This is a genomic window from Streptomyces sp. NPDC008137, from assembly GCF_042957035.1.
Classification (GTDB): Bacteria; Actinomycetota; Actinomycetes; order Streptomycetales; family Streptomycetaceae; genus Streptomyces.
In genome coordinates this window covers 32,872-59,669 of record NZ_JBIBHN010000004.1, presented here as the reverse complement: position 1 = coordinate 59,669, position 26,798 = coordinate 32,872, and the positions used below count along the sequence as shown (strand labels likewise).

The window sequence follows — 26,798 nt, the reverse complement described above, 5'->3', positions numbered from 1 at the left end:
GGTTGTGGCCCGGGCTGCGTTCGATCGGTCCCGGGGACCCGTCGCCGTGGGCTCCTCAACCCGGTCCGCCCAGCATGATCTTCCACACCCGGGTGGCGACCTGCAGGTTGAGGCGGTCCTCCACGCTCGTGAGGTCATGGCCGCTGATCTCACGGATGCGCTGGAGCCGGTAGCGCAGCGTGCTGCGGTGGATCGCCAGGGATTCGGCGGTCTCGGCGTAGTTGCCACCGCAGTCGAAGTACCGGGACAGGGTCTCCACGAGAGCCGTACGGTGCCGGCCGTCGTAGTCGACGAGGGAACCGAGCCATTCCCGAACGAACGCCTCCAGCTCCTGGTATTCGTTTCCAGGCCCCAGGATGCGATAGAGGCCCAGATCGTCGAAGAACGTCGTGCCGTATCGCCTTCGGGACCGGAGGCGAACCTCCAGGGCGCGCAGTGCTTCCTGGTAGCGGCCGGGGATACCGTCCGGGGTGTCGCAGCGGGCGCTCACGCCGATCGTCCCGTCCGGTGTTCCGGTCTCCCGGGCGAGCGTCTCGTACAAGGCGTGGTCGTGGGGGCTGCCCTCGGCGATCAGGACCACGTGGTCGGAACGCCGAGTCACCAGCGACGGCATGCCCACGGCCGAAGCCGCCCGGCCCACGGTCCGTGCGAAAGCGTCGTCCGCGGCCTGGTTCCTCCACTGCACGACGACCACGTACTGGATTTGATGCAGGTCGTGTCCGAACGCCTCGGACCGGGCGTAGGCGCTCGCCTCGTCCGTGCCCCCCAGGAGATCGTCGACCAGTTCGCGGCGCAGTCGCAGCTCGGCCTCCGCCAGATGGCGCAGGTGCGACAGTTCCACGGCGAGTGACGTGGTGGCATGCTCCAGCGCGAACACGGTGTACTCGTCGGCGTCGTTCTCGGGATCGACCAGGGCCAGTACTCCGAGGACCTCACCGCGGGGGCGTACCAGGGAGATCAGCCGGTCGTTGATGCGCACGGGCCCGCCTCTCCGGGCGACCCCCTGGAGCATCTCCTCATGGCGTGCGGGGTCCGGTTCCGGATAGGGGTCGGGCCGGCCGGGACCGGTCCAGGACCGCAGTCGGCCGAAGCGATCCTCCACCAGCACGGGAAATCCGGTGAGCTCATGCAGTGCGCTGGTGATGGCCTCCTCGCCGCCGCCCGAGGCCGCGACCTCGGCGAGGGCCTCGTGCACGGCCCGCCGATATCTCAGCTCGACCACGAGAGAGATCAGCCGCCCCTGGAAGGCTGCCCGTTCCCGTCGCAGTCGGTGCAGCTCCAGGGCGTCTTCCCGCTGCCTGCGGTGCGCGACGGCGACCGACAGGGCCGCGGCGGTGAGGCGTACGAGCGTGGCGAGCAGGAAGTGCTGGGCTTCGGTGGGCCGGGAGCGAGACGTCACCACAAGGTAGCCGTGCAGGCCCCCGGGTCCGTGCAGGGCCAAGGCCCGGCCCCTGGACCGGCCGGGAACGGTCACGGGGACGTCCCGCCCTGTCAGCTCTCGCACCGTCCGGTCCACGGCTGACACATGACCCGGCCCGACCTGCGGGCTGGGGACCATATGGCCGTGCACCCTGAGGTATCCGGCCTCGGCTCTGAACGGGCCGACAGTCGACACGTGGCTCATGGCCAGGCTCAGGATCTCGCTTTCGTCCCGAGTGTCGAACAGGGCGCGAGAGACTGCCGGCCACTTGTGGGATGCCAGGGGGGAAAGCGGCGGGCGAGCCTCGCGCCGCGAGATCGTGGGGTGCTGTCCCAGACGGCCCGGCGGAAGGCCGCCTTCCCGGTGGGGACGGCGTCGGTACACGCTCCGGCCCCTGAAACCGGCCATGGGATTGCTCCCTTCCCTGAGCCCCCAGAGAGGTGACAGCGACTCTTCCTCTACGCCGTCCCCGACCAAAGTACCCGAGATATCCGGTGTGTCCTTCTCGTGCTCGCGGGGGGACGGGCTCCGTTGTTCTTTGACCTGCTGGGTGCAGGCGCAGAGCTGCTCGGTTCGCGAGTCTGGGGGCGTGCCGGGGGCCGCCGTGCACACGGGCAGGAAGGACTGGGTGATGAGCGAGCAGCCTCGTAGGCCCGTCGCCACGTACGAGACGTACCAGGAAGCCGAACGCGCCGTCGACCACCTCTCGGACCAGGGGTTTCCCGTGCAGAGGGTGGCCATCATCGGACAGGACGTCAGGCTCGTCGAGCAGGTCGTCGGCCGTATGGACTACGGCAGGGCCGCCCTGCACGGTGCGGCGAGCGGGGCCCTTCCCGGGGCGCTGATCGGCTGGCTCTTCGGCCTGGTCGACTGGGTCGACCCGCTCGTCTCCGCCCTGCTCGTCGCCCTCTACGGCCTGATTTTCGGAGCGATCGTGGGGGCGCTGTTCGGCCTGCTGCTGTACGCCCTGCAGGGCGGCCGACGGGACTTCGCCTCCGTCCGCTCGATGCAGCCCAGCCGGTACGACGTCGTCGTGGACGAAGCGGTCGCCGACGAGGCGGTACGGCTGCTCGGCGGGTTGCCGACCGCCGGTGCCGGCGGACGTCCCGCCCATACCTGAACGATCGGATCCGCAGTGCCGGCGCTTGCCGCCGCACGGGAGGAGTTCCTCATGGCCAAGGCAGTGGGCATCGACCTGGGCACCACGAACTCGGTGATCGCCGTGTGGGAGGGCGGCGAAGCTTCCGTCGTGCCCAACACCGAGGGCAACCGTACGACGCCGTCCGTGGTGGCCTTCACCGACACCGGGGAACGGCTGGTGGGCCAGCTGGCCCGGCGCCAGGCGATCCTCAATCCCAAGGGCACCATCTACTCGGCCAAACGGTTCATCGGCCGGCACTTCGACGAGATCCCGGACGAGGCCAGGGCAGTGGCGTACGACGTCGTCGAGGGTGAGGGCGGCGTCGCCCGCTTCAAGGTGCGCGACAAGCTCTACGCGCCTGAGGAGATCAGCGCCCAGGTGCTGCGCAAACTCGCCGACGACGCCTCCAAGCAGCTCGGGGAACGGGTCACGGAGGCGGTCATCACCGTGCCCGCCTACTTCAACGACGCCCAGCGCACCGCCACCAAGGACGCCGGGCGGATCGCGGGACTGGAGGTGCTGCGGATCATCAACGAGCCGACCGCGGCCGCCCTGGCGTACGGCATGGACAAGAAGCAGCACGAGACGGTGCTGGTCTTCGACCTCGGCGGCGGGACGTTCGATGTGAGCATCCTCGACGTGGGCGACGGCGTGGTGGAGGTGCGTTCCACGGCGGGCGACAGTCACCTGGGCGGTGACGACTTCGACCGGCGTCTGGTGGATTACCTTGCCGACGACTTCCAGAAGGAGAACGGCATCGATCTGCGCAAGGATCCGCAGGCCCTGCAACGCCTGTTCGAGGCGGCGGAGAAGGCCAAGACCGAGCTGAGTTCGGTGACGCAGACGCAGGTAAGCCTGCCGTTCATCACCGCCGATGCCTCGGGCCCCAAGCACCTCACCGACTCGGTCATGCGGTCCACGTTCGAGCAGATCACCAGTGACCTGGTGGAACGGTGCCTGGGACCGGTCCAGCAGGCCATGGCCGACGCCAAGGTCGGCGAGAGCGACATCGACGAGGTGATCCTCGTCGGCGGCTCCACCCGCATCCCCGCCGTCCAGTCCCTTGTGCGCCGGCTGACCGGCGGCAAGGAACCCAACATGAGCGTCAACCCCGACGAGGTCGTGGCCCTGGGTGCCGCGATCCAGGCCGGGGTGCTCAAGGGCGAGGTCAAGGACGTCCTGCTGCTCGACGTCACACCCCTGTCTTTGGGTGTCGAGACACGCGGCGGCGTGATGACGAAGATCATCGAGCGGAACACCACCATCCCCGTGCGCCGCACCGAGACCTTCTCCACCGCCGAGGACAACCAGCCCGCCGTCGACATCGTCGTCCTGCAGGGCGAGCGCGAACGGGCAGCCGACAACCGGGTGCTCGGCCGCTTCCAGCTCACCGACATACGCCCGGCGCCGCGCGGCGAAGCGCAGATCGAGGTCACCTTCGACATCGACGCCAACGGCATTCTCAACGTCAAGGCCCGAGACCGGGACACCGGCAAGGAACAGGGCATCACCATCACCGAGAGCTCCAACCTCGACCGTGGCGAAGTCGAACGCATGGTCCAGGAGGCCGAGCGCAACCAGGGCCAGGACAAGGCCCTGCGCGAGGCCGTCGATGCCCGCAACGAACTCGATGCCGTCGCGTACCAGGTCGAAAAACGCCTCGCCGAGCTGGGCGACGGCGCACCCGCGCACGAGAAGGCCCGCGCAGAGATGCTGGTGTCGGACGCCCGGGCGGCGGTCAAGGAGGAGGCAGGCGTGGAGCGGGTGCGGCCCCTGACCTCCGAACTCCAGCAGGTGCTGTCGGGGCTGGTGGCGCATCAGGCCGGTGCCACCACGGGCGGTCCCGACCAGGACACCACCGAGGACGGCGCGACCGGTGGCGGCCCGAGTGGCGGTGGCGGTGACGACGACGTCATCGACGCCGAGTTCGACAAGGACTGAGGAACCGCCATGCCGATCCACCCCAGGGAATCCGACCCGGCCGTGCCGGACTCGGCCGACCCGGCTCCGGAGGGCGCCGTACGCCCTCCCCGAGGGGATCTTCCGAGCTCGGGCCCGCCGACCGGGCGGGGGTCTGACACGGACCAGGAACCCGGCCCCGACGCGGCCGGCGGCTCCGCACCGTCCGAGGACGAGCCCACGGCCGAGCTCAAGGAACTCGAGGACCGCTGGCGGCGTGCGCTCGCCGACCTCGACAACCTCCGCAAGCGCCACGCCAGGGAACTGGAGCGGGAGCGGACGGTCGAGCGGTCCCGCACGGCCGCCGCCTTCCTGCCCGTCCTGGACAACCTCGAACTCGCCCTGACCCATGCCGGATCCGACCCCGGCGCGATCGTGGAAGGCGTCCGAGCGGTCCGCGACCAGGCGGTGAACGTCCTCGAACTGCTCGGCTACCCGAGGCACGCGGAAACCGGCGTCGCCTTCGACCCCGCCCGGCACGAGGTGGTCGGCGTCGTCCAGGACCCCGCCGCCCCACCGGGCACGGTCGTCGAGGTGCTGCGCCCGGGCTACGGGGACGGGGAACGGCAGCTCAGGCCCGCCGCCGTGACTGTCGCGAAGCGGGAGTGACCCGTCATGGCACAGGACTTCTACGAGGTGCTGGGCGTGTCACGGACCGCGAGCCAGGACGAGATCCAGCAGGCATATCGCCAACTCGCCCGCAAGTACCACCCGGACGTCAACAAGGACCCGGGGGCGGAGGAACGCTTCAAGGACCTCAACGAGGCGTACAGCGTCCTTTCGGACCCCAAGACACGGGCCCGTTACGACCGCTTCGGAGAGGACTTCCGCAAGATCCCCGAGGACTTCGACGAACGGGTCGCGGCCGGAGCGGGCGGCGGCTTCCGCACTCGCAGGACTGCTGGTGCGGGCGGCCCCCGCGTCCGGTACACGGGGTTCGGCGACGACTTCGCAGCAGAGGGCGTCGACATCGACGACCTGCTCGGCTCGCTCTTCGGAGCAGGCGCCGCCCCCGGCGGTGTACCGGGGGCCGACCAGGAGGCCGAGCTGCCGCTCACCGTCGAGGAGGCCTACCGGGGCGGCCGCCGCACCGTCACGCTCGCCGGCCCCACCGGGCAGCCGCGACGGTACGAGGTCGACGTACCGCCCGGCGTCACCGACGGGCAGCGCATCCGCCTGGCGGGCGAGGGCGGCCGGGGCAGTGGTGACGCACCCGCGGGCGACCTGTACCTGCGGGTGCGAATCCAGCCCCACCCCCGGTTCCGGCTGGACGGCCGCGACGTCCACGTACAGGTCCCCGTCACCCCCTGGGAGGCGGCCCTGGGTGCGACCGTGCCGGTGCCCACCCCCGGCGGCGGCACGGCCAAGGTCACGGTGCCCGCGGGCTCCTCCAGCGGCCGGCGGCTGCGGCTGCGCGGCGAGGGCATGCCGAACCCGCGCGGTGCGAACGGCGACCTGTACGCCGAACTCCGCGTCATGGTGCCGCCTGCCCTCGGCGACCGGGAGCGCGAGCTGTTCGAGGAGCTCGCCGCCACCTCTTCGTACGACCCCAGGAGGACGTGATGAGCGACCGACCCTCATGGGCGGCGACCGGCGGTCAGGCCGCCCGGGCCGACGCGGGCGGGCGTCCCGTACGGACGAGCGCCGGGTCCACGACCGTGCGGTACGCGCTCGTCCCCGTGCCCAGGCTTTCTCTGGACACCGTGGCCCGCCGCTCGGGCCTCCATCCCGACCTGGTCCGCCGGTTCGTCGCCCTCGGCCTGGTCGACGCCGAACGCGACGCCGCGGGGCACCTCGTGTTCGACCCCGCGGCCCCGGCGATCCTCGCCCGCGTCCAGCGGCTGCGCTCCGGACTCTGCCTCAACTACGCATCCATCGGTCTGGTGCTCGACCTGCTCGACCGCATCAGCCTGCTCGAAGCCGCACTGCGCGACCGCGGCAGGAGGAGTGACTCACCCCCATGGACATGAACCGTCTCACCCAGAAGTCACAGGAAGCCCTCCAGGAGGCGCAGACCGCCGCCGTCCGCATGGGCCAGACCGAGGTCGACGGTGAGCATCTGCTGCTCGCGCTCCTCGACCAGGAGGACGGCCTGATCCCGCGGCTGCTGCAACAGGCGGGCAGGAGGCCCGAAGAGCTCCGTGCGACTGTGCTTGAGGAGCTTTCCCGCCGGCCCAAGGTGACCGGCCCGGGCGCGGCGCCGGGCCAGGTGTTCGTCACCCAGCGCCTGTCCCGGCTGCTGGACGCGGCCGAGCGGGAGGCCAAACGCCTCAAGGACGAGTACGTGTCCGTGGAGCACCTCCTGCTGGCCCTGGCCGAGGAGGGCTCGTCCACCGCCGCCGGACGGCTGCTCAAGGAGCACGGCATCACCCGGGACTCGTTCCTGAGCGCGCTGACCCAGGTCCGTGGCAACCAGCGCGTGACCTCGGCCAACCCCGAAGTGGCCTACGAGGCGCTGGAGAAGTACGGCCGCGACCTGGTCGCCGAGGCCAGGGACGGCAAACTCGACCCGGTCATCGGCCGGGACGCCGAGATCCGCCGCGTCACCCAGATCCTCAGCCGCAAGTCCAAGAACAACCCGGTCCTCATCGGCGACCCCGGCGTCGGCAAGACCGCCATCGTCGAGGGCCTGGCCCAGCGCATCGTCCGCGGCGACGTCCCCGAGGGCCTACGCGACAAGACGGTGTTCGCACTCGACATGGGCTCCCTGGTGGCCGGGGCGAAGTACCGCGGCGAGTTCGAGGAACGCCTCAAGGCCGTACTGTCCGAGGTCAAGGCCGCCCAGGGGCACATCCTGCTCTTCGTCGACGAACTCCACACCGTCGTAGGCGCGGGCGCCGCCGAAGGGGCCATGGACGCGGGCAACATGCTCAAGCCGATGCTCGCCCGCGGCGAACTCCACATGATCGGTGCCACCACCCTCGACGAGTACCGCAAGCACATCGAGAAGGACGCCGCCCTCGAACGCCGCTTCCAGCAGGTCCTGGTCGAGGAGCCGAGCGTGGAGGACACCATCTCCATCCTGCGCGGACTGCGCGAACGCCTGGAAATCTTCCACGGCGTGAAGATCCAGGACACCGCGCTGGTATCCGCGGCCACCCTCAGCCACCGCTACATCACCGATCGGTTCCTGCCCGACAAGGCCATCGACCTCGTGGACGAGGCGTGCGCCCGGCTGCGTACCGAGATCGACTCGATGCCCGCCGAACTCGACGAGATCACCCGCCGCGTCACCCGCCTGGAGATCGAGGAGGCCGCCCTCTCCAAGGAGACCGACCCCGCCAGCAAGACGCGCCTGGAGGAGCTGCGCAGGGAACTGGCCGACCTGCGCGGCGAGGCCGACGCCAAGCACGCCCAGTGGGAGGCCGAACGGCAGGCCATCCGCCGCGTGCAGGAGCTGCGCCAGGAACTGGAGCAGGTGCGCCACGAGGCGGAGGAAGCAGAACGCGCCTACGACCTCAACCGCGCCGCCGAACTCCGCTACGGCCGCCTCCAGGACCTGGAGCGCCGGCTCGCCGCAGAGGAGGAGCAACTGGCCGCGAAGCAAGGGGAGAACCGGCTGCTGCGCGAGGTCGTGACGGAGGAGGAGATCGCCGAGATCGTCGCCGCCTGGACCGGCGTCCCCGTCGCCCGCCTCCAGGAGGGCGAACGCGAGAAGCTGCTGCGCCTCGACGAGATCCTGCGCGAGCGCGTCATCGGCCAGGACGAGGCCGTTCAGCTCGTCGCCGACGCCATCATCCGCGCCCGCTCCGGCATCCGCGACCCTCGCCGCCCCATCGGCTCGTTCATCTTCCTCGGCCCCACCGGCGTCGGGAAGACCGAGCTGGCCAAGACCCTCGCCCGAGCCCTGTTCGACTCCGAGGAGAACATGGTCCGCCTCGACATGAGCGAGTACCAGGAGCGGCACACCGTCAGCCGGCTGATGGGGGCCCCGCCCGGATACGTCGGCTACGAGGAAGGCGGACAGCTCACCGAGGCCGTACGCCGCAAGCCGTACTCGGTCGTGCTGTTCGACGAGATCGAGAAGGCGCACACCGATGTCTTCAACACCCTGCTGCAGATCCTCGACGACGGCCGCATCACCGACGCCCAGGGCCGCACCGTCGACTTCCGTAACACCGTGATCATCATGACGTCCAACATCGGCTCCGAGCACCTCCTCGACGGCGCCACCGCCGAGGGCGAGATCAAGCCGGACGCCCGCGCCCTGGTGATGGGTGAGCTGCGCGGGCACTTCCGCCCGGAGTTCCTCAACCGCGTCGACGACATCGTGCTGTTCAAGCCGCTCGGTGAGCGGCAGATCGAGCGGATCGTGGAGCTGCAGTTCGACGAGCTGCGGAAGCGGGTCGCCGAGCGCCGCATCACCGTCGAACTCACCGACACGGCACGAGAGTTGATCGCCCACCAGGGCTACGACCCGGTGTACGGCGCACGGCCGCTGCGGCGTTTCATCTCCCACGAGGTCGAGACGCTGGTCGGGCGCGCCCTGCTGCGCGGCGACGTCCAGGACGGCGCGAAGGTCCGCGTCGACGCCGAGCACGGAGAGCTGGTCGTCACCTACGACCAGCCCGAGGACGTGAAGGGAGCGAGGGCGGCATGAGTACCGTGCAAGCCACCAACGTCACCTGCCCGCACTGCGGGCGCACCAACCGGGTACCCGTGGCCGCCGAGGGCCGCCCCAGGTGCGCCAACTGCAAGCAGCCGCTGCCGTGGATGGCCGACGCGGGCGACGACGACTTCACCGAGGTCGTCGAGCAGGCCACCGTGCCCGTCGTCGTCGACCTGTGGGCCACCTGGTGCGGCCCCTGCCGCATGGTGAGCCCCGCACTGGAGAAGGTCGCCGCCCATCTCGCGGGAAAGATCAAGCTGGTCAAGGTCGACATCGACAAGAACCCGCGCCTGGCGCAGCGGTTCGAGGTCCAGGCGGTACCGACGCTGTTGGTCCTCGACAAAGGGCAGACCATCGCCCGGCAGGCGGGTGCCGCACCTGCCCCGGCCCTTCAGCGGTGGGTGGAGCAGTCGATCGCGGGCCGCGAACCGGCCGGGAAAGGGTGATCAGCCATGACCGTACGAACCGACCCCCACCTCGCCCTCGTCCGGCCGGTGCAGCCACGGACCCCCGAAGGGTGTCAGGAGTGTCTGCTGCTCGGCTCCCCGTGGGTTCACCTCAGGCTCTGCCTGACCTGCGGCCACGTCGGCTGCTGCGATTCCTCGCCCAACCGGCACGCGCGCCGTCACGCCGCCGCCGACGGCCATCCGATCGTGGCATCGCTGGAGCCCGGCGAGGACTGGCGGTGGTGCTTCGCCCACGAGGCGTTCGTGTGATGGCCGGCGACGAGACGCGGCCGGGCGCAGCGCCTGTGCCGGACGAGGCGGAGGAGAGCGTCCCCTTCGAGACCGCTGACATCTACGGCGCCTATCCCCGCCTGCCGGATGACCAGGTGTCCCGCCTGGCGCAGCACGGTCGGCGGCTCGCGGTTGACGCCGGTGATGTGCTGATCCGGGAGGGGGAGCCGTGCGAGACGTTCTACGTCGTCCTCAGTGGTTCGGTCGCCATCGTCGAGGGCTACGGCGCGACCGGTGAACGTCTGCTGCGTGTGCACGGCCCCGGCCGCTTCATCGGCGAACTCGGCCTCCTGCATGGGCAGGTAGCCTTCTACACCGCCGTGGTCAGGGCCCCCGGTGAGGTCCTCGCTCTGTCCATGGATCAGCTGCGTGACCTGGTGACCCGGGACTCCGTCCTTGGTGATGTGGTGCTGCGCGCTTGCCTGGGCCGGCGTGCTTTGCTCGTCGGGCAGGGTGCCGGTTTCCGCATCGTCGGCTCGCGCTATTCGCCTGACACCCGCCGGCTGCGTGAGTTCGCCGCCCGCAACCGGCTGCCGTACCGCTGGATCGATCTGGAGGCCGACGAGGAGGCCGAGGAACTGCTGCGCCGCTTCGGCGTCGGCCCGGAGGAGACACCGCTCGTCATCTGGCGGGACACCACTCTGTTGCGCAACCCCAGCAACGCGGAACTGGCCCGGCTCATGGGCCTGCCGTCGCTGCCCGCCGGAAACCATCACGGCGATCTCCTGATCGTCGGCTCCGGCCCCGCCGGTCTCGCCGCCGCGGTGAACGCCGCCTCGGAGGGCCTGGACACGACCGTCGTCGAGGCCATGGCCAGCGGTGGCCAGGCCGCCACGTCGTCCCGCATCGAGAATCTGCTCGGCTTCCCTTCCGGCATCTCCGGCGCCGAACTCACTGAACGCGCTGTGCTCCAGGCCGACAAGTTCGGCGCCAGGATCAGCGTCCCGGCGGAGGCGGCTCGGCTCGAACCGCGGGGCGGGCTCTACGCCGTCGGGTTCGCCGACGGCAGCGAGATCACCGCCCGCACGGTCGTCCTGGCCACCGGGGCTCGCTACCGCCGCCTCCAGGTGCCCGGCATCGAACGCCTGGAGGGAACGAGCGTCCACTACTCGGCGACCGTCTACGAGGCCCAGCAGTGCCGCACCGACGCGGTGGCCGTCGTCGGCGGAGGCAACTCCGCGGGCCAGGCCGTGCTCTTCCTGGCCGGATACGCACCGCAGGTGTATCTGCTCGTCCGTGGGCCAAGCCTCGAGGCACACATGTCCCGCTATCTGATCGATCAGGTCGAGCGCCACTCGCGGGTGCGCGTGCTGCTGCACACCGAGACGACCGAGGCACTCGGCGACAAGGTGCTGGAGTCGGTCACCGTGGTCGACCGCCGTACGGGCGAGCATCGGCACCTCGCGGTGCGCGCCCTGTTCGTCTTCACCGGCGCCGAGCCCCACACCGAGTGGCTGTCCGACGCGCTCGCCCTCGACGCGCGCGGCTTCGTCCTCACCGGGGCGGAGGCGCAGGCCTGCTCCGTCCCCGGACTGTGGCAGAGCCGGGGCCGTGACTGCCTGACGTTGGAGACCAGCCTGCCGGGCGTCTTCGCCGCCGGCGACGTCCGCAGCGGCTCGGTGAAACGCGTGGCCTCCGCGGTCGGCGAAGGCGCGATGAGCATCCACTTCGTGCACCGCTACCTGGGCCACACGGCCACGCCCGGCGGCACCGACAGCTCCCCGCACACCCGCCCGAAGGAGTCCGCTTGGCTCGGATGACTTCAAAGAGAGAAGAGATCACGAGAAGGAGAAGGAGGCGACGGCAATGACTACGCCCGTCCGGCACCAGCGGGGTGCCGCAATGCAGGCCAGGCCGCTTGGCTGGGCACGCAATCCGCTGACGGAGTTCGACCAACTGCTCAGCGAGATGAGCGGACTGATCGAATCCACGGTGGGAGGCGCGGCGCCCGCAGTCGCGTGGACACCCCTGGCGGACGTCACGGAGGCCGACGACGCCTTCCACATCGAGATCGAACTCCCCGGCGTCAAGAGCAAGGACATCGACGTCGAAGCGAACGGCCAGGAGCTGGTGGTCACCGGAGAGATCAAGGAGAGGGAACGCAAAGGCGTCCTGCGACGGAGCACCCGCCGCACCGGAGCCTTCGAGTACCGGCTGCGGCTGCCCGGAGAAGTCGACACCGAAAAGATCAACGCGCGGATGTCGGACGGGGTGCTCACCATCACCGTCCCCAAGGCCGAGGTCGCAAAGCCCCGGCACGTCGAGATCAGCGAGACGAGTGAAAGCACCGGGAGCAGCGGCTGAGACGCGAACGCCGCGGTTCCGGACATCCGTCCGGCACCGCGGCCGGGCCGGCGAGGTTCGACACCCGGGGTGACTCATGAACGACGTCTCGTATCACAAGCCCTCACCGCGGCGGAGGGTCGGCATGTGGCTCGCCACCCGCTTCCTTTCGGCTCCGCAGAGGCCAGGCGCGCAGCAGCCGAAGGGGGAGCAGACCCAGCGGGGATCGCCGGCCCATGTCCGCCTGGTCCTCGCGGTCGAATGCCCGTGCGTAACGCTCAGCGTTCTGGGCTGTCGGATATCGCTTGCTTCCCTCCTCTCCGCACCCGCGCGCGCAGCGCCAGAGCATCGTGTCGCCCTCATGGCAAAGCGCTCGGCGGGCTCGACAGCGCACCGGGCGACCCCATGACCAGCGATGACCGGCGCAGAAGGAGGCAGCGATGAAATACGACGGATTCCTCGCCCACGTACGCGAACGAGGCGAATACAAGAACCCGGACGAAGCCGCAGACGTCACCAACGCCGTGCTGGAAGTGCTGGCCCAACGGATCAGCCCGGGAGAGGTCAAGGACCTCGCATCCCAGATGCCCGGCCCGCTGGGACAGGTTCTGGATCATGCAACGCCCCAGCGGGCGCAGAGCTTCGGGATCGAAGAGTTCTACCGCCGGGTCGCCGAGCGCACGGGTGCCCGGCCGCGTACGGCACAGTGGGACGCCAGCGCGGTCCTGACCACCGTCGCCGACGCTGTGACCGGCGGAGAACTGAATCAGATCATCAGCCAACTCCCCTCCAGTTACGCGGTCCTGTTCGGAAAGGCTGACCTCGCGGACTGAGCTTGTGCAGCGCTCAGAACGAAAGGCCCACGCAGCGGCGCCCCGGCCGCCCCAGTACCAGGTCGCGGGCGGTCACGGATCAGGGGGCTGCCACTCGAACAGCAAGATCGTGGCGTCGTCGCTGAGTTCGTTGTGCTGATGCTCGAGGATGGCATGGATGAGCAGGCGCAGCACTTCCGGGGCGCTCTGCCCTGCTGCGGTCGACCGGATGATGTAGTCGGTGAAGCGCTCCAGGCCGAACTCCTCGCCCGCCTCGTCGCGTGACTCCACGACGCCGTCCGAGTAGAGCAGTATTCGGTCACCGGGTTCCAGGCTGACGTCGTGCACCTGACGGGCGGTCCCGGCGAGATTGGCGGGCAGACCCAAAGGAGGCTCCGGTGGCCGCTCCAAGGCCTTGTGGAGCAGGCGGTGTCGACGGATGAGCAACGGAGGCGGGTGGCCGCAGTTGCACCACCGCAGCACACCGGTGGGCATGTGCAACTGGGCGAAGACACCCGTGCAGAACTGCTCCGGAAGCCACTTCGCCAACGCCTCGTCCATGGTGCCCGCGAGTTCGTTCAGATCTGCCCCGCTGCGTCGGGCGTTACGGCAGCCTGCCATGGCGACAGAGGTGGCAAGTCCGGACGCCAGATCGTGCCCCATGCCGTCAAGGACTGCGGCGTGCAGAACGTCCTCGGTGAACGCATGGTCGAAAGCATCCCCGCCCAGTTCGTACGCAGGCTCCAGAACCGCCGTCGACACGACCCGCCCGGTGCCGATCGACCGGGGAGGGAGAAAAGCCCTCACCATCTCCGTGGGCAGGTGCATCGGCCTGGTACGCATACGCTGCGCGATCGTGTCGCTGTGGGAGCGCTTGGACGTGATGATCAGTGCGAGGAGCAGCGCCGTCGTTCGGCAGCGCCGTAGCTTGAGCCCGTCCAGGGTGCTCACGTTCAGCTCCACGACGCCCAGCCGCTCCGCCCCGTCGGCCAGGGGCAACCACACCTTCAGCCCTCCGGAGAGGTCTTCTTCCATTCGGAGAGAGTCGGTGCGGTAGGCCCATCCGGCCAGCGAAGTGTCGAGCCCCAGTTCCGGCTCGCCTTCGGCGAATGGCACCAGCAGTCTCTGCTGGATGTCGACCAGATAGACAACGGCCCTGCCCAAGCCCATGGCCTCGGTGTACCGGTTCAGGACCGCGGGCAGTTCCGCAGGTGATGCCAGCTGGGCAGCCCTGACCAGTTCATCCAGCAGCCGCTCCCCGGACCCGACGGACACGTTCCTGTCCATGCCTTCGATGATCCCTTCGAGGACGAGCTGTCACCATCTGAGCTCTCCGACACCCGAGCCGGGGGCCGGTCAGGTCGCTGCGCAGCCGAGAGAGCAGAACGCGCTGACGCTGCTCGGCCGTGGCCTGCACCGCTTGTTCCGGTCGCCACTCACAGCAGGAGGTCGAAGACGGCTCGAGCCTCGTCCCAGTGCTGGGTCTGGGGGTTTTTCAGGTCGGGGTGGAGAATCTTGAAGCTCTGGGCAAGGGCCAGGCTGAGTCCGCCGATGATGTCCGGATAGGCCGCCTCGGTCTCCTCATCGGGCGTGCGGTCCAGAGCGGGATGGGTGGCGAGCTGTTCCAGGATCGGCTTGAGTTCTATTTCCTGGTCGATCTTCCGGAAGTGGTGAATGCTCTCCTGCAGGCCCTTCGTGATCGGCAGGTCACTGGTCCGGATGATGTCGCGCCCGTTGGCCTTGGCCGTGGCCTGGGCGACGGTGAGCAGATCGTAGAGCTTGGCGTCGACGAAGTCGCTGTGGCGCTTGAGATCGTTCTTGTCGACGTCCAGCCCTGCGGCCGCACGGAAGAACCTCTCGAACCTGGCAATGGACATCACGGTCATGACGGCAACCTCCGGCTGCGGGAGCCGGGCGGCTCCCGGCCCCAGGGCTTCCCAGTCAGCCTGGCCGACGAGGGCGCGCGAACGCATGCGCATGTCGGGCCCAATTGGCCTCCCTGTATTGCCCTGCCAGGCCCAGACGTCCGGCTGCCCGGGTTGTCGGATGGGCGTGCGGACCGACGGCAGGGCCACAGAGCGCTTGGCGGAGGCCGGCCAGCGGCAGCCAGGCCCGGTTGACGCGCTCCACCCCCCACCAGCCGCCCCGACGCCGGGCAGGACGTAGCGCTGTGCCTCGCAGGCGTTCGGGAACTTTCCCGTGTGGCAGGACTTTGCCATACTCCGGCTCCGGGACAGACACCGAAGCTGGGTGGTCGGTGGCGCGGCGTGCGGGCGTGCCGGGGGGCGCGTGAGCGGGTGTTCGCGGTGGCGGACGCGATCGCGCCCGGTCGTGGGAGCGGGCCCTGTGCTGGGAAGATGAAGAGATCCGGCCGTACCGCCCGCACCTGCTGGCGGAGGTCAGCGTGTCACGCGGCGTCGGCGTTACCTCGGTGGCGTCTGTAGGCCCTTGGGATCGCGGGGCAGCCGACGAGGAAGGTTCCCTCATGCGAGTGTCGTCTCAGGGCGTTACGGTCGTGGCTCTCCTGGCGGATCCGGACGCGCCGACGGAGATCGCGCAGCGCATGGCCCGGACACTCTCTGCTCGGCTCGCCGACAAGTCGGGCCAGGGGCGACGGTTCGACGTCGAGGTGGTCAGTGAGCCCTTCACCTCGGGGACGGAGGACCCGCCCACTTTGATGCGCCGGATCATGGACCGTGGCAGTGCGGAGAACTGGGACGTCGTCGTTGCCCTCACCGACCTTCCGCTGCACTCACACGGACGCAGGCTCGCTGTGAATCTGAATCACGAACACGGCTTGGCGCTGCTCTCTCTTCCCTCACTGGGGGGCCTGCGGCTGCAGACGAGGGCCCGGCGGGCCGTCGAAGAAGCCGTGCTCGACTTGGTAGGCCCGCACACCACTGGGGCTGAAGCACCTCCGCGAAGGAGGCCGTTTCTGGGGCCCTTCGTCAATCGTCTCGCGCCTGTTCATCCGGGCCCGCTCGGTGAGAGGGAGACCGACGGTCTTCGGTACGTCGTCGGCGGGCCTCGCGGCTACCTGCGAGTGCTCTTCGGCATGGTTCGCGCCAACCGGCCGTGGCGGTTGGTGACGGGCTTGTCGAAAGCCCTGGCGGCCGCCCTCGCCACGGGGGCCATCGCCACCCTGGACTCCACCACCTGGAGCCTCGCTGGGGCCCTGAGCGCGCCACGCCTTGTGATCGCCATGGTCGGGTCCGTCGGGCTCATGATCGGCTGGCTGATCGTGGACGGGGAGCTGTGGCATCGATCAACAGAAGGCTCACCGGAGGCGAGGCAGAGGGCCAGGCTCTACAACGCCTCGACGGTCGCGACCGTGGGTATCGGCGTGCTCGTCTGCTACCTGGGTTTGATGGTCATCAACTTGGTGTGGGCACTGTTCATCCTCAACGACCAAGTGTTCGCTTCCATGACGCGAACCCCGCTCCACGCCACGGAGTACTTGACGCTGTCCTGGTTCGTCGCTTCGGTCGCCACCGTGGGCGGCGCGCTGGGATCAGGCTTGGAGAGCGACGACGCGATCCGGGCAGCCGCCTACTCCAAGCGCGAACAGGAACGTCGTCACGCCCTCCAAGACGACCACGGTGACCAGCCTTCGACGTGAACCGATACCGGCGCAACCGGCAGCGCGACGTCGGCCCGGGGCCGCGCGTCCGGGCGCGGTGCCGTCAGGAGGTGGCGGCGGGCCGACGCGCCCCGGCGGGACGTTCCGGCTAGGCTCACACGGGTGAGGTGGCTGCGGACCTTCGGGGAGGTCGTGCGATCCGGGCTCACGATCGAGGAGGCGCGGCTGGAGCCCCTGCTCGCGCTGCGTACGGCTGCTGGGGTGGCGATCGTCATCGGGTTGGCGCTGTGGCTGGTGTCCCCTGCGTACGCCGCGTCCGCCGCCCTCGGTGCCTACTCCGCGGGTGCGGCCACCTTCCAGCGCACTTGGCGTCCGCGCAAGGTGATCGCGCTCGGCGCGGGCGCGGGTCTGGCGCTCAGCACCTTCGTGGGCTACCTGGCGGCGGGGCGACTCGTGACGCTCCTCCCGCTGCTGGCCGTATGGGCCTTTGCCGCGGGGATGGCGTGGTCCCTCGGATCGACTGCTGGGATCGTCGCAGCGACGACGGTCGGCAGCATGCTGGTGACCATCACCCTGCCCACCAGCGTCGGGCGGGCCCTGGAACATGCCGGGGTCATCGCGCTCGGAGGCGTGGCGCAGGCCGCGCTGATCTTGCTGTTCCCGATTCGCCGCTGGGGGGCGCATCGTGACGCGCTGGCCGAAGCTCTGGCCGCCGTGGCTGACTACGCCCGCCGGCTGCGGCACGACCCGACCGCGCCGTTCGACCCGGAGCCGCTGATGACGGCCCGGGACGCGGCCGCCGTGACGCCATCACAGGCCCGCACCCGGCCTCCCGTCCTCCACGGCCCGAGGGGCCTCGCCGAGCGCATTCTGCCGGTCGTCGCCGCGCTCGCCGACCCGGACGTCGGCGCCCCGGCGGAGGGATCCGGGCGGGACCGCGCACGGGAGTTGCTCGATGCGGCCGCCGACGTCCTGGACGCGGCCGCCCGTTCGATCCGCCGCGGCACTCTCGCCGAGGTGCCGCCCGCGAGCGCGGAGGTCCTGCGCGTCGACGAGGAGGGCGAGGTGTTGGAGGGGCCCGCCCGGCAGGCTGCCGAACGGCTCGTGGAACTGCTCGCCGAGGCGTTGGAGATCGCCGGGAGCGGTGGGGCGCGCGACAAGGCGCCTGCGCCGCCCGGGCCCGCGAGCGCTCAGTTCTTGGTGCGCCCGACCATGTTCCGGCTGCTCCCGGTCGTCGTCCGGGCGGTTCGCCGGGAGCTGCGCCGGGACTCGCCCGTGTTCCGGCATGCCGTCCGCCTGGCGGCAGTGGCCACGCTCGGCTATCTGATCGCTTCCCGGCTGCCCCTGGAGCACGGCTACTGGGCGCCCATCGCCTCGGTGATGGTGATGCGGCCGGACTTCCACCGGACGTACGCGCGTGCGGTGGGCCGTCTCGCCGGGACCCTGGCGGGGGTCGCGCTCGCCACCGGCATGGTGCAGGCCCTGGGCCCGGACGCCCCTGTGTTCGGCGCACTGGCGGTGGTCTCGGCGGCTCTGTCGTACACGCTGCTCCGTACCGGCTACGCCTACTCCCAGTGCTTCACTGCCGCGTACGTCGTCTTCCTGCTCGGCATGGGCGGCCAGGCATGGGAGCAGACGGTGCCGGAGCGGGTGGTGCTCACCCTGCTCGGCGGGGCCCTGGCGATGCTGGCGTACGTGATGTTTCCCGCATGGGAGACCCCCCGGCTGCCGGGCCGTCTGGCGGACTGGCTCGCCGCCGACGGCCGCTACGCGGCCGCAGTGCTCCGCAGCTACGCCGAACCGACCCGGGAGCATCGCGCCGACATGCGCAGGGCCTTGCTGGCGAGCAGGGAGGCACGTGCCGCCTGGCAGGCGGCCTACGACCAGGCAAGGCAGGAACCGGTCGGCCCCAGAGGTCTGACATCGCGCGAGGCGGAAGAGGCGCAGGAGGCGCTCCAGGGACTTGACCGGGCGGCGATGCTCATGGAGAGCCACGTCCCGCGGGCCGGCAGTCGTTTCGCCCCCGAGGCGGAGCGGTTCGCCGAGGCCTTGGAGGCAGACACCGCGCGGGCGGCAGTCGATGTGCGTGAGCACAGGAATCCGGACTGGGGGCGCGTGAAGGAGGCGCTCCACGCGTGGGAGGGCGCCGCCGGGGACCGGAGCCCGGTGCTACGGCGCGGGGCAGAGCTGCAGAAGCGGGCCCTGGAGGACCTCGCGGCAGCAGTGAGCCGCACACCCCTGGAAAGGGACGTCAGCTCAGCTCGCGAGGAGCAACGGGTGCGGGCGGCCGTGGCTGGGGAAGGTGACGGATCAGGACCCGCGCACCGGGGTGGGTGACGGCTCCGGCGACCGTGAGCGCCGCGCCTCCTGGAGCGGGACGTAGTCTCCCGGCCGTGTCGAGCGCCGCCACACGTACACCGCTGCCGCCATCACGAGAATCAGCCCCGCCAGGACGAGCAGTTCGATCCCCTCGACGTTCCACCGGAAGGACTTCTCCGCCTCGGCCGTCACGATGAGCACCTTGCGGATGTCGGCAATCAGGCCGACGACGAGGAACGGCTCCGCGTCGAGGGTCCGGTTCCTGATGGTGAGGCGGACTGTGTGGAGCAACTCGGCCACGATGAACAGCACCAGGCTGCTGTCCAGGGCGGAGAGAACGACCGTCTCCTCGCGGTACGGCCCTTGAACCGACCGGATGACGTCATGGACGACCCCGACGGTCAGGATCCCCGCGAGCAGTACGAGGAGCGCCGCGACGACGAGGTGGATGCCGTCCTCGATGAGCTGCAGGAGGCCCTGTACCCGGCCGCCCTCGATCTTCGGGAGAATGGGTGGCACAGTCAGCATGTCAGGAGTGCCCCGGCCCGCAGGCGCTGCGTGCTGGGCGAACGGGTGGACGGGCGGATCTTTCCCTGTCGTGGCAGCCTGGGGAAGCGGCGGAGCACGACAGGCCTGCCATGCAGCAGGGACCACCAGGTATCCCGACGCGGTCACAAACGGCAGGAACCTGCGGCCCGTCCTGGCGCCGACCCGGGGTCTGCCCTCCGATTCGGCCCGGGACCTCGCCCCGGCCTGCGGGAGGAACCGCGCCGCCGCACCGCCGGGCGGACACCGATGGTGCCCCCTCGCGGCGAGCGAGCAGGTCGGCGTGTCCGGAACGTCGGTACCGCCTGGAGGACGGCGGCTGGGACATCGGCGTCTTCCCAACCCAGGCCGACCATGAGGGCAGAGCGCACTCCGTGGCGGGCGCACCGTGCCGGAGGACGCAGGTGCACTGGAGGTGTGTAATGAGAGCTGACCGCTCCCACGAGAGCCGTGATGGTCACGTACTGGTCCTCGATGCCGGTTCTTCGAGCCTCCACATCGCTCTGTTCGCGGCGGACGGTGAACGGGTGGCGGTTCGAGACGCCTCGGAGCCTCCGGGGCCTGCTGCGGCGGCGGAACTGCGGAACTTCCTCAGCGAGGTGCCCGCTCCTGCGGCGGTTGGTCACCGCATCGTCCACAGCGGTCCGCACCTGACCGGACATACGCTGATCGACACACCCGTACGGGCTCTGCTGGCGGACGTCGCCGATCTCGCGCCGCTGCACGTGGCCCCTGCCCTGCGTGTGGTCGATGCCGCACGGGAACTCCTGCCCGACGTTCCTCATGTCGCCTGCTTCGACACTGTCTTTCACAAGGATCTGCCGGCACAGGCGCGCACGTACGCCGTGCCGGAGCGATGGCGAGCCGAATACGGGCTGCGCCGGTACGGCTTCCACGGGCTCTCCTACTCGTGGGCACTGCAAAGGACGGCGCAGGCGTTGGGCCGACCCGTCGACAACCTCCAGGTCGTGCTCGTGCACCTGGGCGGCGGCTGCTCGGCCTGCGCCGTCCGGAACGGACACAGCGTGGACACCACCATGGGCCTCACTCCGCTGGAGGGCCTGGTGATGAGCCGGCGCAGCGGCAGCCTCGACCCCGGCGCGCTGCTGTGGCTGCAGCGGCGGCACGGTCTGAGCACGGCCGAATTGGATGACACACTCCACCGGCATTCCGGTCTGCTCGGTCTCTCCGGTACCTCAGGAGACACCCGGGACCTGGTGCGCGCCCGCGCGGAGGGTGATGCCGCGGCCGCGTTGGCGCTGGCGACGTTCACACTCAGCTGCCGCAGGGGCATCGCCTCGATGGCCGCCTCGCTGGACCGGCTGGACGCGCTGGTCTTCACCGGCGAGATCGGCGAGGACCAACCCGAGGTTCGCGAGGAGATCTGCTCGGCCCTGACTGTTCTCGGTGTACGAGGCGGGCTACTCGTCCCCGAACTGGAGGATTTGATGCGTGAAGGCCTCCGGCGCATCGATCAGGCGGTGAGAAGTGTCCCGGTCCTCGTGGTCGCAACCGGCGAGATACAGCAGATCGCCGCCGAGACCCGACGGCTGCTCGGCGTTGCTGACCGGACACGGTAGCTGTCACCAGTTGGACAACGGAGCTCGCACCGCGGCACGAGAAGTACCCGCGGCCGCCGTCGTGAAAGAAGAGCTCCACGAGGGATGGCTGGCGCCGCCCCTGCATTGCCTGCTCGGACCGGCGGGACTGCCCTTCCAGGGGTAAGTCGATACCGGCGAGCGTGAGATGGCTGTTTTCCCTTCGCTCTCCGGTTTCACCCTGGTGCCACATCGACCGCCTGTCCGCTGTTACCGATGCCTCCGGCAGCAGTTCCCAGTGCAGATCTCCCGAGCTGGAGACAACGTGCCAGCCGATGAGACATGTGGCCAACCGATCGAGCACAGCGATGAGCTCCGCGGGAACGAGTCCGCACTCACGCGCGATCCGCTCCAACTCGGCACATCCTCGACCAGCGGAGGCATCTGTGTGCGCCGCAAGGCAGAGAGCGGTAAGCCGCAGAGACAGGTTGCCGGTGGCCGTACATCCACCGCTCGCCCTACGGAGAGCCCAGTCAGCGGCGCTCCTGCGGTCCGGACGCGCGGGAGTCTGAGCAAACAACACGCCGTCGAGGAGCTGGGCGGTCACCGCGCCGTCGGCTGCCCTGGTCGCAGAAAGCGTCCTGCGGAGCCAACGTGACTGCTCCAGCTCACTCCACGGAAGCGGGTCACGGCCCAGACGAAGACTGCGCATCACGTCGGCCGCCAGCCGGACTTAGGCCTCTGAATCCATGCGTAGGGCGCACTGCACGGCGAGCAGCCGGGGCGCAGCACCGGTGTGGCTGGGCAGGGCAGCGGCCAGGTAGCTGAGCATCTCGCGCACCCGAATCTGGAGCCCTTCGACCCGCTCCTCCACCACGAGCACATCCGCACCCGGCTCCCGACGCTCGTCCGACGCCGGGGGGCTGCTGGCTATGGCAGCAACGCACCCCGAGCTGACCGCGCACCGCACCCAAGAACCTAGTTGGCATCAGTGCAGGTCACGAACGTTCCGTAGTGCCAACTACCGATCCTGGTCACACCGAAGGCGATCAAGCGCGGTCCGTTCGGATCGAGCAGCCCGTTGACCGGCTCGAGGTCGCGGCGCGGCTCCCCGCAGCGCGGAACCTGGCTGCTCGTCGAGGCGTGCCTTCGAGTCGTCATGGCCCGGAACCAAGGACAGCGCGATGAGGACGGCCCGCCCCTCCGCGGTGATGCCGCCTCGGGCGGAGCCGCCGGGCAGTGTCATGCCGCTCCCTCCCGCTGTGTCCACGGCATCCTGTGGGAGCTTCGATTCCACCCCATGGCCGGGCGCCCGTAGCTCCGACAGAAGACCGAGCTCGCCCCGAGATCGTCCGCTGCGGCCGGGCGTGGCCGCGGACCTGGGGGGATTCCAGATCCGCCTGGTGCTGCCGGGCGACAGCGGCGAAGAGCCATCGCGCTGCCCGTGCCGCCCCCGGACCGCCCTGCCTACCCGTCGCGCGTGCCTCTCGCCCGCCCCACCGCACTGCCGGTCACCGCCAGCACGGAGAGCACCACCAGCGCGGCGGCCGGACCCAGGACGGTCCACGGGGCCAGTTCGGCGTACGGCTGGTTCTCCGACAGGAGCCGGCCCCACTCGGGGGTGGGCGGCTGTTCGCCGAGGCCGAGGAAGCCGAGGGAGGCGAGGACCAGGACGGTGGTGGGCAGGCGGAGCAGGGCGTTGCGCAGGAGGGGCGGCAGCACCGCGGGGAGCAGGTGGCGGCGCAGCAGGTGCATCCGCCCGGCCCCGAGCGCGACGGACGCGGCGATGTGACCGCTCGCGCGTTCCTGTTCGAGCAGGGCGGCGGTCTGGGCGGCGTAGGGGCTCCAGCCGACCGCCCAGACGGCGCAGGCCGCGCCCCACACCGACGGTCCGGTCACGCCCGCGATCAGCAGTCCGGCGAGGACGGCGGGCAGTGTCGACACGATCTCCGTCGGACCGGCGCTCGCCCGGGGGGCCATGCCCAGAAGGAGTCCGGTGACGGCGCTGAGCGTGGTCACGGCGAGGGCGACCCCCGCCGTGCGCACCGCCCCGTGACCCAGCCGGGCCAGCAGATCCCGGCCCAAGGCATCGGTGCCCAGAGGGTGTTCGAGGGACGGGGACAGCAGTCGTGCCGTCGTGTCGACCTGCAGTGGGTCGCGCAGGAGGCCCGCCGTGACCAGGGCGATCAGGCCCAGCGCACAGGCCGCGGTGACCCAGCGCAGGGAGGGCGGCGGGACGAGCGGGGGCCAGTGCAGCGCCGGCAGGGCACCGTCGCGCAGGGGACGGCCGAGGAGTGCGTGGCGCAGCGCCCGGATCAGGACGCCGGCGCTCACGCCGAGCAGGACCAGGGCCAGGGTCGCGGTCTGCAGCACCGGGAGGTCCTGCGCGACGGCGGCCTCCAGGGCCAGCCGGCCGAGCCCGGGGATGTTGAAGATCTTCTCCACGGCGACCGCGCCGCCGACCAGGGCCACGACGGTCGGCAGCAGTTGCGGCAGCATGCCGGGCAGGGTGCGGCGCAGCGCGTTGCGGGCGATGTGGCCCGGCGGGAGGCCGACGGCGTACGCCGTGCGCGCCCACGGTTCGTGGAACGCGGCGGGCAGCGCCTGGTCGAGCAGCCCGCCCAGCATCGCGCCCGACGGGATACCGAGGGCGAGCGAGGGCAGCACCATCGACTGCGGCCCTTCCCAGCCGCTGGACGGGAACCACCCCCACCACACCCCGCACACCGTGGCCAGCACCGAGGCGAGCAGGAACTTCGGCAACGCGGCCAGCACAGCGGCCCCCGCGCCCGACCGGTCCTGACGCAGCCGGCGCCGGGAACCGAGGAACACCGTCCGGGCGCACACCAGCGCGGCCACCACGGCGGTGACCGCGAACGCGCCCAGCATCAGCGTCAGGGAGACCGAAAGGGCGGTCCCCACCTGCGGCATGACGGCTTCCCCGGACACCCACGAGACGCCCGCGTCCCCGCGCGGTAGACCTTCGAGCCAGTGTCCGAGATGCGCGAGCGGCCCCTCGTCCAGACCCAGCTGCTCCCGTACGACGGCCAGTTCGGCCGGTGTCGGGTTCTGGTCGGCGGAGCGGGCCCGCAGTACCGTGCGGGCCGGGTCCGCTCCGGTCAGCCACGGCAGCAGAGCCACCGTTCCGAGCAGCGCGACTCCGGAGAGCACACGGCCGGCCGCCGCCGGCCAGGGGGACAGGCGGGCGGCCGGGGCGTGGGCGACACTCATGCGGGCTACTTGAGGCGCGTGTCGACATCGACGAGGGAGCGCTCGCGCGGGTCGAGGATCACGCCCTCGACATCGGCCGCGATGCCCTGCACGACCTGCTCGTGGACCAGCGGCAGCACGGCGTCGGTGCGCAGGATCTCCGCCTCCGCCTTCATGATCTTCTCCTGGCGGCGCTCCGTGTCGCGTTCGGCGGCTGCGGCCCGGATGGCCTTGTCCACGTCTGCGTCCTTCAGGCCGGGGATGTTGTAGACGCCCTCGCTGGTGAAGTCGCTGGCGAGGTAGTCGACCGCGTCACCGGTGTCGAGGAGCGTCACCCGGGAGAAGACGAGGGCGTCGTACTTGCCCGCGAGGAGGTCGGCCTCCATCTGCGTGTACTCGCGTACGTCCTGCTTCACCGTGAACCCGGCCTTCTCCAGCTGCTGCTGGAGCACGGTCGCGGCCTCCGGAAGCTCGGCCCGGTTGGTGTAGGTGGCCAGTCGCAGGGCCCTGCCGTCGGCCTTGGACTTCACTCGCGCGCTGGTCGCGGCCTCGGCACGGCCGGTCACCTTCACACGCCGGTCGGCGGCCCAGGGGACGGCGGGTCCGAACAGGCCCTTGGCCGGGTCGGCGTAGCCGCCGAAGACGGAGTCGACCAGAGCGGAGCCGTCGACGGCCTCGCGGGCGGCGGCGCGCAGCCCGGCGTCGGTGAACAGGCCGCTGCCGGTGTTGAGGATCAGGCTGTCGGTGCGCACGGAGGGCACTTCGTGCCGGGTGCCCTCGGTGAGCAGCTTGGCCTGGGCGGTGGGGATCCACTCGGCGATGTCGGCCTCGCCGCCGCGCAGGGCGTTGGCGCGGGCGGTGCCGTCGGCGATCCAGCTGACGTCGATGCCCGGTGCCTTCGCCTTGCCGCCCCAGTAGCCGTCGAAGCGGGTGAACGTCGCCTTGGCCTTCCCGCTGAGCCGGGTGATCTCGAACGGGCCGGTGCCGGTGCCGACCGGGCTGACGGCGCCGTCCTTCGCGTACGCCTTCGCCGACAGGATCGCCAGCGCCGGGCTGGCCAGGCGCAGGGGCAGCACCGGGTCGGGGGACTTCGTGGTGAGGGTGACCGTGTCGGCGTCCTCGGCCTCGGCGGAGAGGGCGACATCGCTCAGGACGCGGGGCTTGGGCTTGGCGCGGCCCGCGTGGCCGAGCGCGTCGACGACAGACCGGGCGGTGAGTTCGGTGCCGTCCTGGAACCTGGCCTCGCGCAGTTCGAAGGTCCAGGTGGTGTCGCCGTCCTGCTTCCAGGACTTCGCCAGCGCGGGCTTGGCCGTGCCGTTCTTGTCGAGGGCGGTGAGGCCCTCGGCGACGGACAGCTTGCTCAGCACGGTGGCGTCGTTGCTGTACGGGGACAGCGCCTGCACCGGCGGCACGGCCAGCGCGACCCGCAGCCGACCACCCGATCCGGCTCCGGCGCCCTCGCCGCTGTCGCTCGGTGCGAAGCAGCCGGCCAGCAGAGGGGTGAGAGCGAGTGCCGCTATGAGGCCGCGGGAGGTGGTGCGCATGTCGAGTCCTGTCGTGCGGGAGGCCGGGCATGCCGCTGCGGCCCGGTGCGGGCTTGATCGGCGGTGACAGCCTATAAGGGGAGCCTTACCAAACCTTTAAGCGGGTGGGTGAAATCTCAACGACTGGACAGTCGTCTGGGCGTTCTCGCGGTGTCGACCTGCTGTTCGAGCTGTGTCATCGTGGGCGCCGGGCGGAGGTGAATCCATGACCGGCGCGGACCCGAGCGCGGACCCGGGGCTGTTCACCCCTGACTCGGTGACCTGGCAGATGCACGGCGACCCGATGATGTGGATCGCCGGCATCCGGGCGCTCTACCTCCAGGCCCTGCACCCGCGCGCCGTACGCGGCGTCATGCAGAACTCCGACTTCCGCCGCGACGCCTGGGGCCGGCTGATGCGCACCGCGCACTTCGTCGGCACCACGACGTACGGCACCACCGAGGCGGCCGAGCGGGCGGGTGCCCGCGTCCGGAAGATCCACCGCATGCTGACGGCGACCGACCCGGACACCGGAGAGCGCTACGGCGTCGACGAACCCGGCCTGCTCCGGTGGGTCCACTGCGCCGAGATCGACTCCTATCTGCACGTGCTGCGCGGATCCGGGTTCCGGCTCACCGACGCCGAGGCCGACCGCTACATCTCCGAACACCGGCAGAGCGCACGCCTGGTGGGACTCGACCCCGGCACCGTGCCGGCCGACCGGGCCGAGCTGGACGCCTACTTCGAGAAGGTGCGCCCGGAGCTGGCCGCCGGACCCGAGGCACGCGAAGTGGACGACTTCCTCCTCCACCCGCCGACGCACCCGCTCCTGGTACCGGTGCGCGAGGTGCTGTGGCGGCGCGTGGCACAACTGGCGTACGCCTCTCTGCCGCCGTACGCCCACGAGCTGTACGGCAGACCGGCCCCCGCACCCGCCACCGCCGCCCGGCAACTGCGCCTCACCGGTCTCCTGTTGCGCCGGATTCCCGCACGTCTGCGATGGCAACTCCCGCCCAAACACATCCTGCGCGCCATGGCGAGGCTCGGCCCGGACACGCGCCCGGCACCGTACAAACTCGGACGATAGGCCGCCATACTGAGTGGGCCAGTGGGAGGAGCGA

General features: G+C 70.5%; 22 protein-coding genes. 15 read left to right on the top strand and 7 right to left on the bottom strand.

The genetic code is table 11. The features are described from left to right. Positions 1–55: 55 nt before the first annotated feature. Positions 56–1,828 (bottom strand): helix-turn-helix domain-containing protein, encoded by a 1,773-nt coding sequence (locus tag ACFZBT_RS08410; RefSeq protein WP_391100003.1) that lies wholly within the window; start codon positions 1,826–1,828, stop codon positions 56–58. Between the two features lie 223 nt (positions 1,829–2,051). Here ACFZBT_RS08410 and ACFZBT_RS08405 point away from each other — a divergent pair, with 223 nt between their 5' ends. From ACFZBT_RS08405 to ACFZBT_RS08355, 11 genes are all read left to right on the top strand, one after another. Beyond that, on the top strand, positions 2,052–2,540 hold the full coding sequence (locus tag ACFZBT_RS08405; protein ID WP_388795695.1) for a general stress protein: 489 nt from the start codon (positions 2,052–2,054) through the stop codon (positions 2,538–2,540). Positions 2,541–2,591: 51 nt separating this feature from the next. After that, on the top strand, positions 2,592–4,502 hold the full coding sequence (gene dnaK / locus ACFZBT_RS08400; RefSeq protein WP_391100000.1) for a molecular chaperone DnaK: 1,911 nt from the start codon (positions 2,592–2,594) through the stop codon (positions 4,500–4,502). A 9-nt stretch (positions 4,503–4,511) separates the two neighbouring features. Then, positions 4,512–5,129: a nucleotide exchange factor GrpE gene (gene grpE, locus ACFZBT_RS08395; RefSeq protein WP_391099998.1), complete on the top strand. Its 618-nt coding sequence runs from the start codon at positions 4,512–4,514 to the stop codon at positions 5,127–5,129. Positions 5,130–5,135: 6 nt separating this feature from the next. Beyond that, entirely contained in the window at positions 5,136–6,083 is a 948-nt protein-coding gene (locus ACFZBT_RS08390; protein ID WP_388165593.1) for a DnaJ C-terminal domain-containing protein, read from the top strand. Then, a complete protein-coding gene (locus tag ACFZBT_RS08385) occupies positions 6,083–6,490 on the top strand; it encodes a chaperone modulator CbpM (protein ID WP_358315589.1) in 408 nt (135 codons plus the stop codon). The genes ACFZBT_RS08390 and ACFZBT_RS08385 overlap by 1 nt, the downstream gene beginning before the upstream one ends. Then, complete coding sequence (gene clpB, locus ACFZBT_RS08380) at positions 6,481–9,120, top strand: ATP-dependent chaperone ClpB (protein ID WP_391099995.1); 2,640 nt, start codon at positions 6,481–6,483, stop codon at positions 9,118–9,120. The genes ACFZBT_RS08385 and clpB overlap by 10 nt, the downstream gene beginning before the upstream one ends. After that, positions 9,117–9,575: a thioredoxin gene (trxA, locus tag ACFZBT_RS08375; RefSeq protein WP_388165598.1), complete on the top strand. Its 459-nt coding sequence runs from the start codon at positions 9,117–9,119 to the stop codon at positions 9,573–9,575. Before clpB ends, trxA begins: the two co-directional genes overlap by 4 nt. A gap of 6 nt (positions 9,576–9,581) precedes the next feature. Then, entirely contained in the window at positions 9,582–9,845 is a 264-nt protein-coding gene (locus ACFZBT_RS08370) for a UBP-type zinc finger domain-containing protein (RefSeq protein ID WP_030896296.1), read from the top strand. Next, on the top strand, positions 9,845–11,626 hold the full coding sequence (locus tag ACFZBT_RS08365; RefSeq protein ID WP_391099992.1) for an FAD-dependent oxidoreductase: 1,782 nt from the start codon (positions 9,845–9,847) through the stop codon (positions 11,624–11,626). Before ACFZBT_RS08370 ends, ACFZBT_RS08365 begins: the two co-directional genes overlap by 1 nt. Before the next feature lie 46 nt (positions 11,627–11,672). Beyond that, positions 11,673–12,170, top strand: coding sequence for an Hsp20 family protein (locus tag ACFZBT_RS08360; RefSeq protein WP_391099989.1), 498 nt, complete (start codon positions 11,673–11,675; stop codon positions 12,168–12,170). 419 nt (positions 12,171–12,589) lie between these two features. After that, the gene (locus tag ACFZBT_RS08355) at positions 12,590–12,982 is read left to right on the top strand and encodes a DUF2267 domain-containing protein (RefSeq protein WP_358314782.1); all 393 of its coding nucleotides are present in this window, start codon (positions 12,590–12,592) and stop codon (positions 12,980–12,982) included. Positions 12,983–13,054: 72 nt separating this feature from the next. Here the strand turns inward: ACFZBT_RS08355 and ACFZBT_RS08350 are convergent, their stop codons facing one another. Both ACFZBT_RS08350 and ACFZBT_RS08345 read right to left on the bottom strand, forming a co-directional pair. Then, a complete protein-coding gene (locus tag ACFZBT_RS08350) occupies positions 13,055–14,248 on the bottom strand; it encodes a SpoIIE family protein phosphatase (RefSeq protein WP_391099986.1) in 1,194 nt (397 codons plus the stop codon). 149 nt (positions 14,249–14,397) lie between these two features. After that, positions 14,398–14,847 (bottom strand): DUF1931 family protein, encoded by a 450-nt coding sequence (locus ACFZBT_RS08345; protein ID WP_388166067.1) that lies wholly within the window; start codon positions 14,845–14,847, stop codon positions 14,398–14,400. 629 nt (positions 14,848–15,476) lie between these two features. Between ACFZBT_RS08345 and ACFZBT_RS08340 the strand changes: the two genes are divergently transcribed. Both ACFZBT_RS08340 and ACFZBT_RS08335 read left to right on the top strand, forming a co-directional pair. Then, positions 15,477–16,580: a hypothetical protein gene (locus ACFZBT_RS08340; RefSeq protein WP_391099984.1), complete on the top strand. Its 1,104-nt coding sequence runs from the start codon at positions 15,477–15,479 to the stop codon at positions 16,578–16,580. Between the two features lie 123 nt (positions 16,581–16,703). Beyond that, complete coding sequence (locus tag ACFZBT_RS08335; protein WP_391099981.1) at positions 16,704–18,878, top strand: FUSC family protein; 2,175 nt, start codon at positions 16,704–16,706, stop codon at positions 18,876–18,878. Here the strand turns inward: ACFZBT_RS08335 and ACFZBT_RS08330 are convergent. Next, on the bottom strand, positions 18,852–19,388 hold the full coding sequence (locus ACFZBT_RS08330) for a phosphate-starvation-inducible PsiE family protein (protein WP_391099978.1): 537 nt from the start codon (positions 19,386–19,388) through the stop codon (positions 18,852–18,854). The genes ACFZBT_RS08335 and ACFZBT_RS08330 overlap by 27 nt on opposite strands. A gap of 545 nt (positions 19,389–19,933) precedes the next feature. Between ACFZBT_RS08330 and ACFZBT_RS08325 the strand changes: the two genes are divergently transcribed. Next, entirely contained in the window at positions 19,934–20,986 is a 1,053-nt protein-coding gene (locus ACFZBT_RS08325) for an acetate/propionate family kinase (RefSeq protein WP_391099975.1), read from the top strand. Positions 20,987–21,922: 936 nt separating this feature from the next. Here ACFZBT_RS08325 and ACFZBT_RS08320 read toward each other — a convergent pair. The 3 genes from ACFZBT_RS08320 to ACFZBT_RS08310 form a co-directional block, all read right to left on the bottom strand. Then, positions 21,923–22,105 carry a hypothetical protein gene (locus tag ACFZBT_RS08320; protein WP_391099972.1) on the bottom strand — a complete coding sequence of 61 codons (183 nt, stop codon included), beginning with the start codon at positions 22,103–22,105 and terminating at the stop codon, positions 21,923–21,925. Positions 22,106–22,411: 306 nt separating this feature from the next. Further along, complete coding sequence (locus ACFZBT_RS08315; protein ID WP_391099969.1) at positions 22,412–24,175, bottom strand: ABC transporter permease subunit; 1,764 nt, start codon at positions 24,173–24,175, stop codon at positions 22,412–22,414. 5 nt (positions 24,176–24,180) lie between these two features. Continuing rightward, positions 24,181–25,698, bottom strand: a complete 1,518-nt coding sequence (locus ACFZBT_RS08310; protein WP_391099967.1) for an ABC transporter substrate-binding protein — start codon at positions 25,696–25,698, stop codon at positions 24,181–24,183. A 205-nt stretch (positions 25,699–25,903) separates the two neighbouring features. Here ACFZBT_RS08310 and ACFZBT_RS08305 point away from each other — a divergent pair, with 205 nt between their 5' ends. Beyond that, complete coding sequence (locus ACFZBT_RS08305) at positions 25,904–26,764, top strand: oxygenase MpaB family protein (protein ID WP_391099964.1); 861 nt, start codon at positions 25,904–25,906, stop codon at positions 26,762–26,764. Positions 26,765–26,798: the final 34 nt, after the last annotated feature.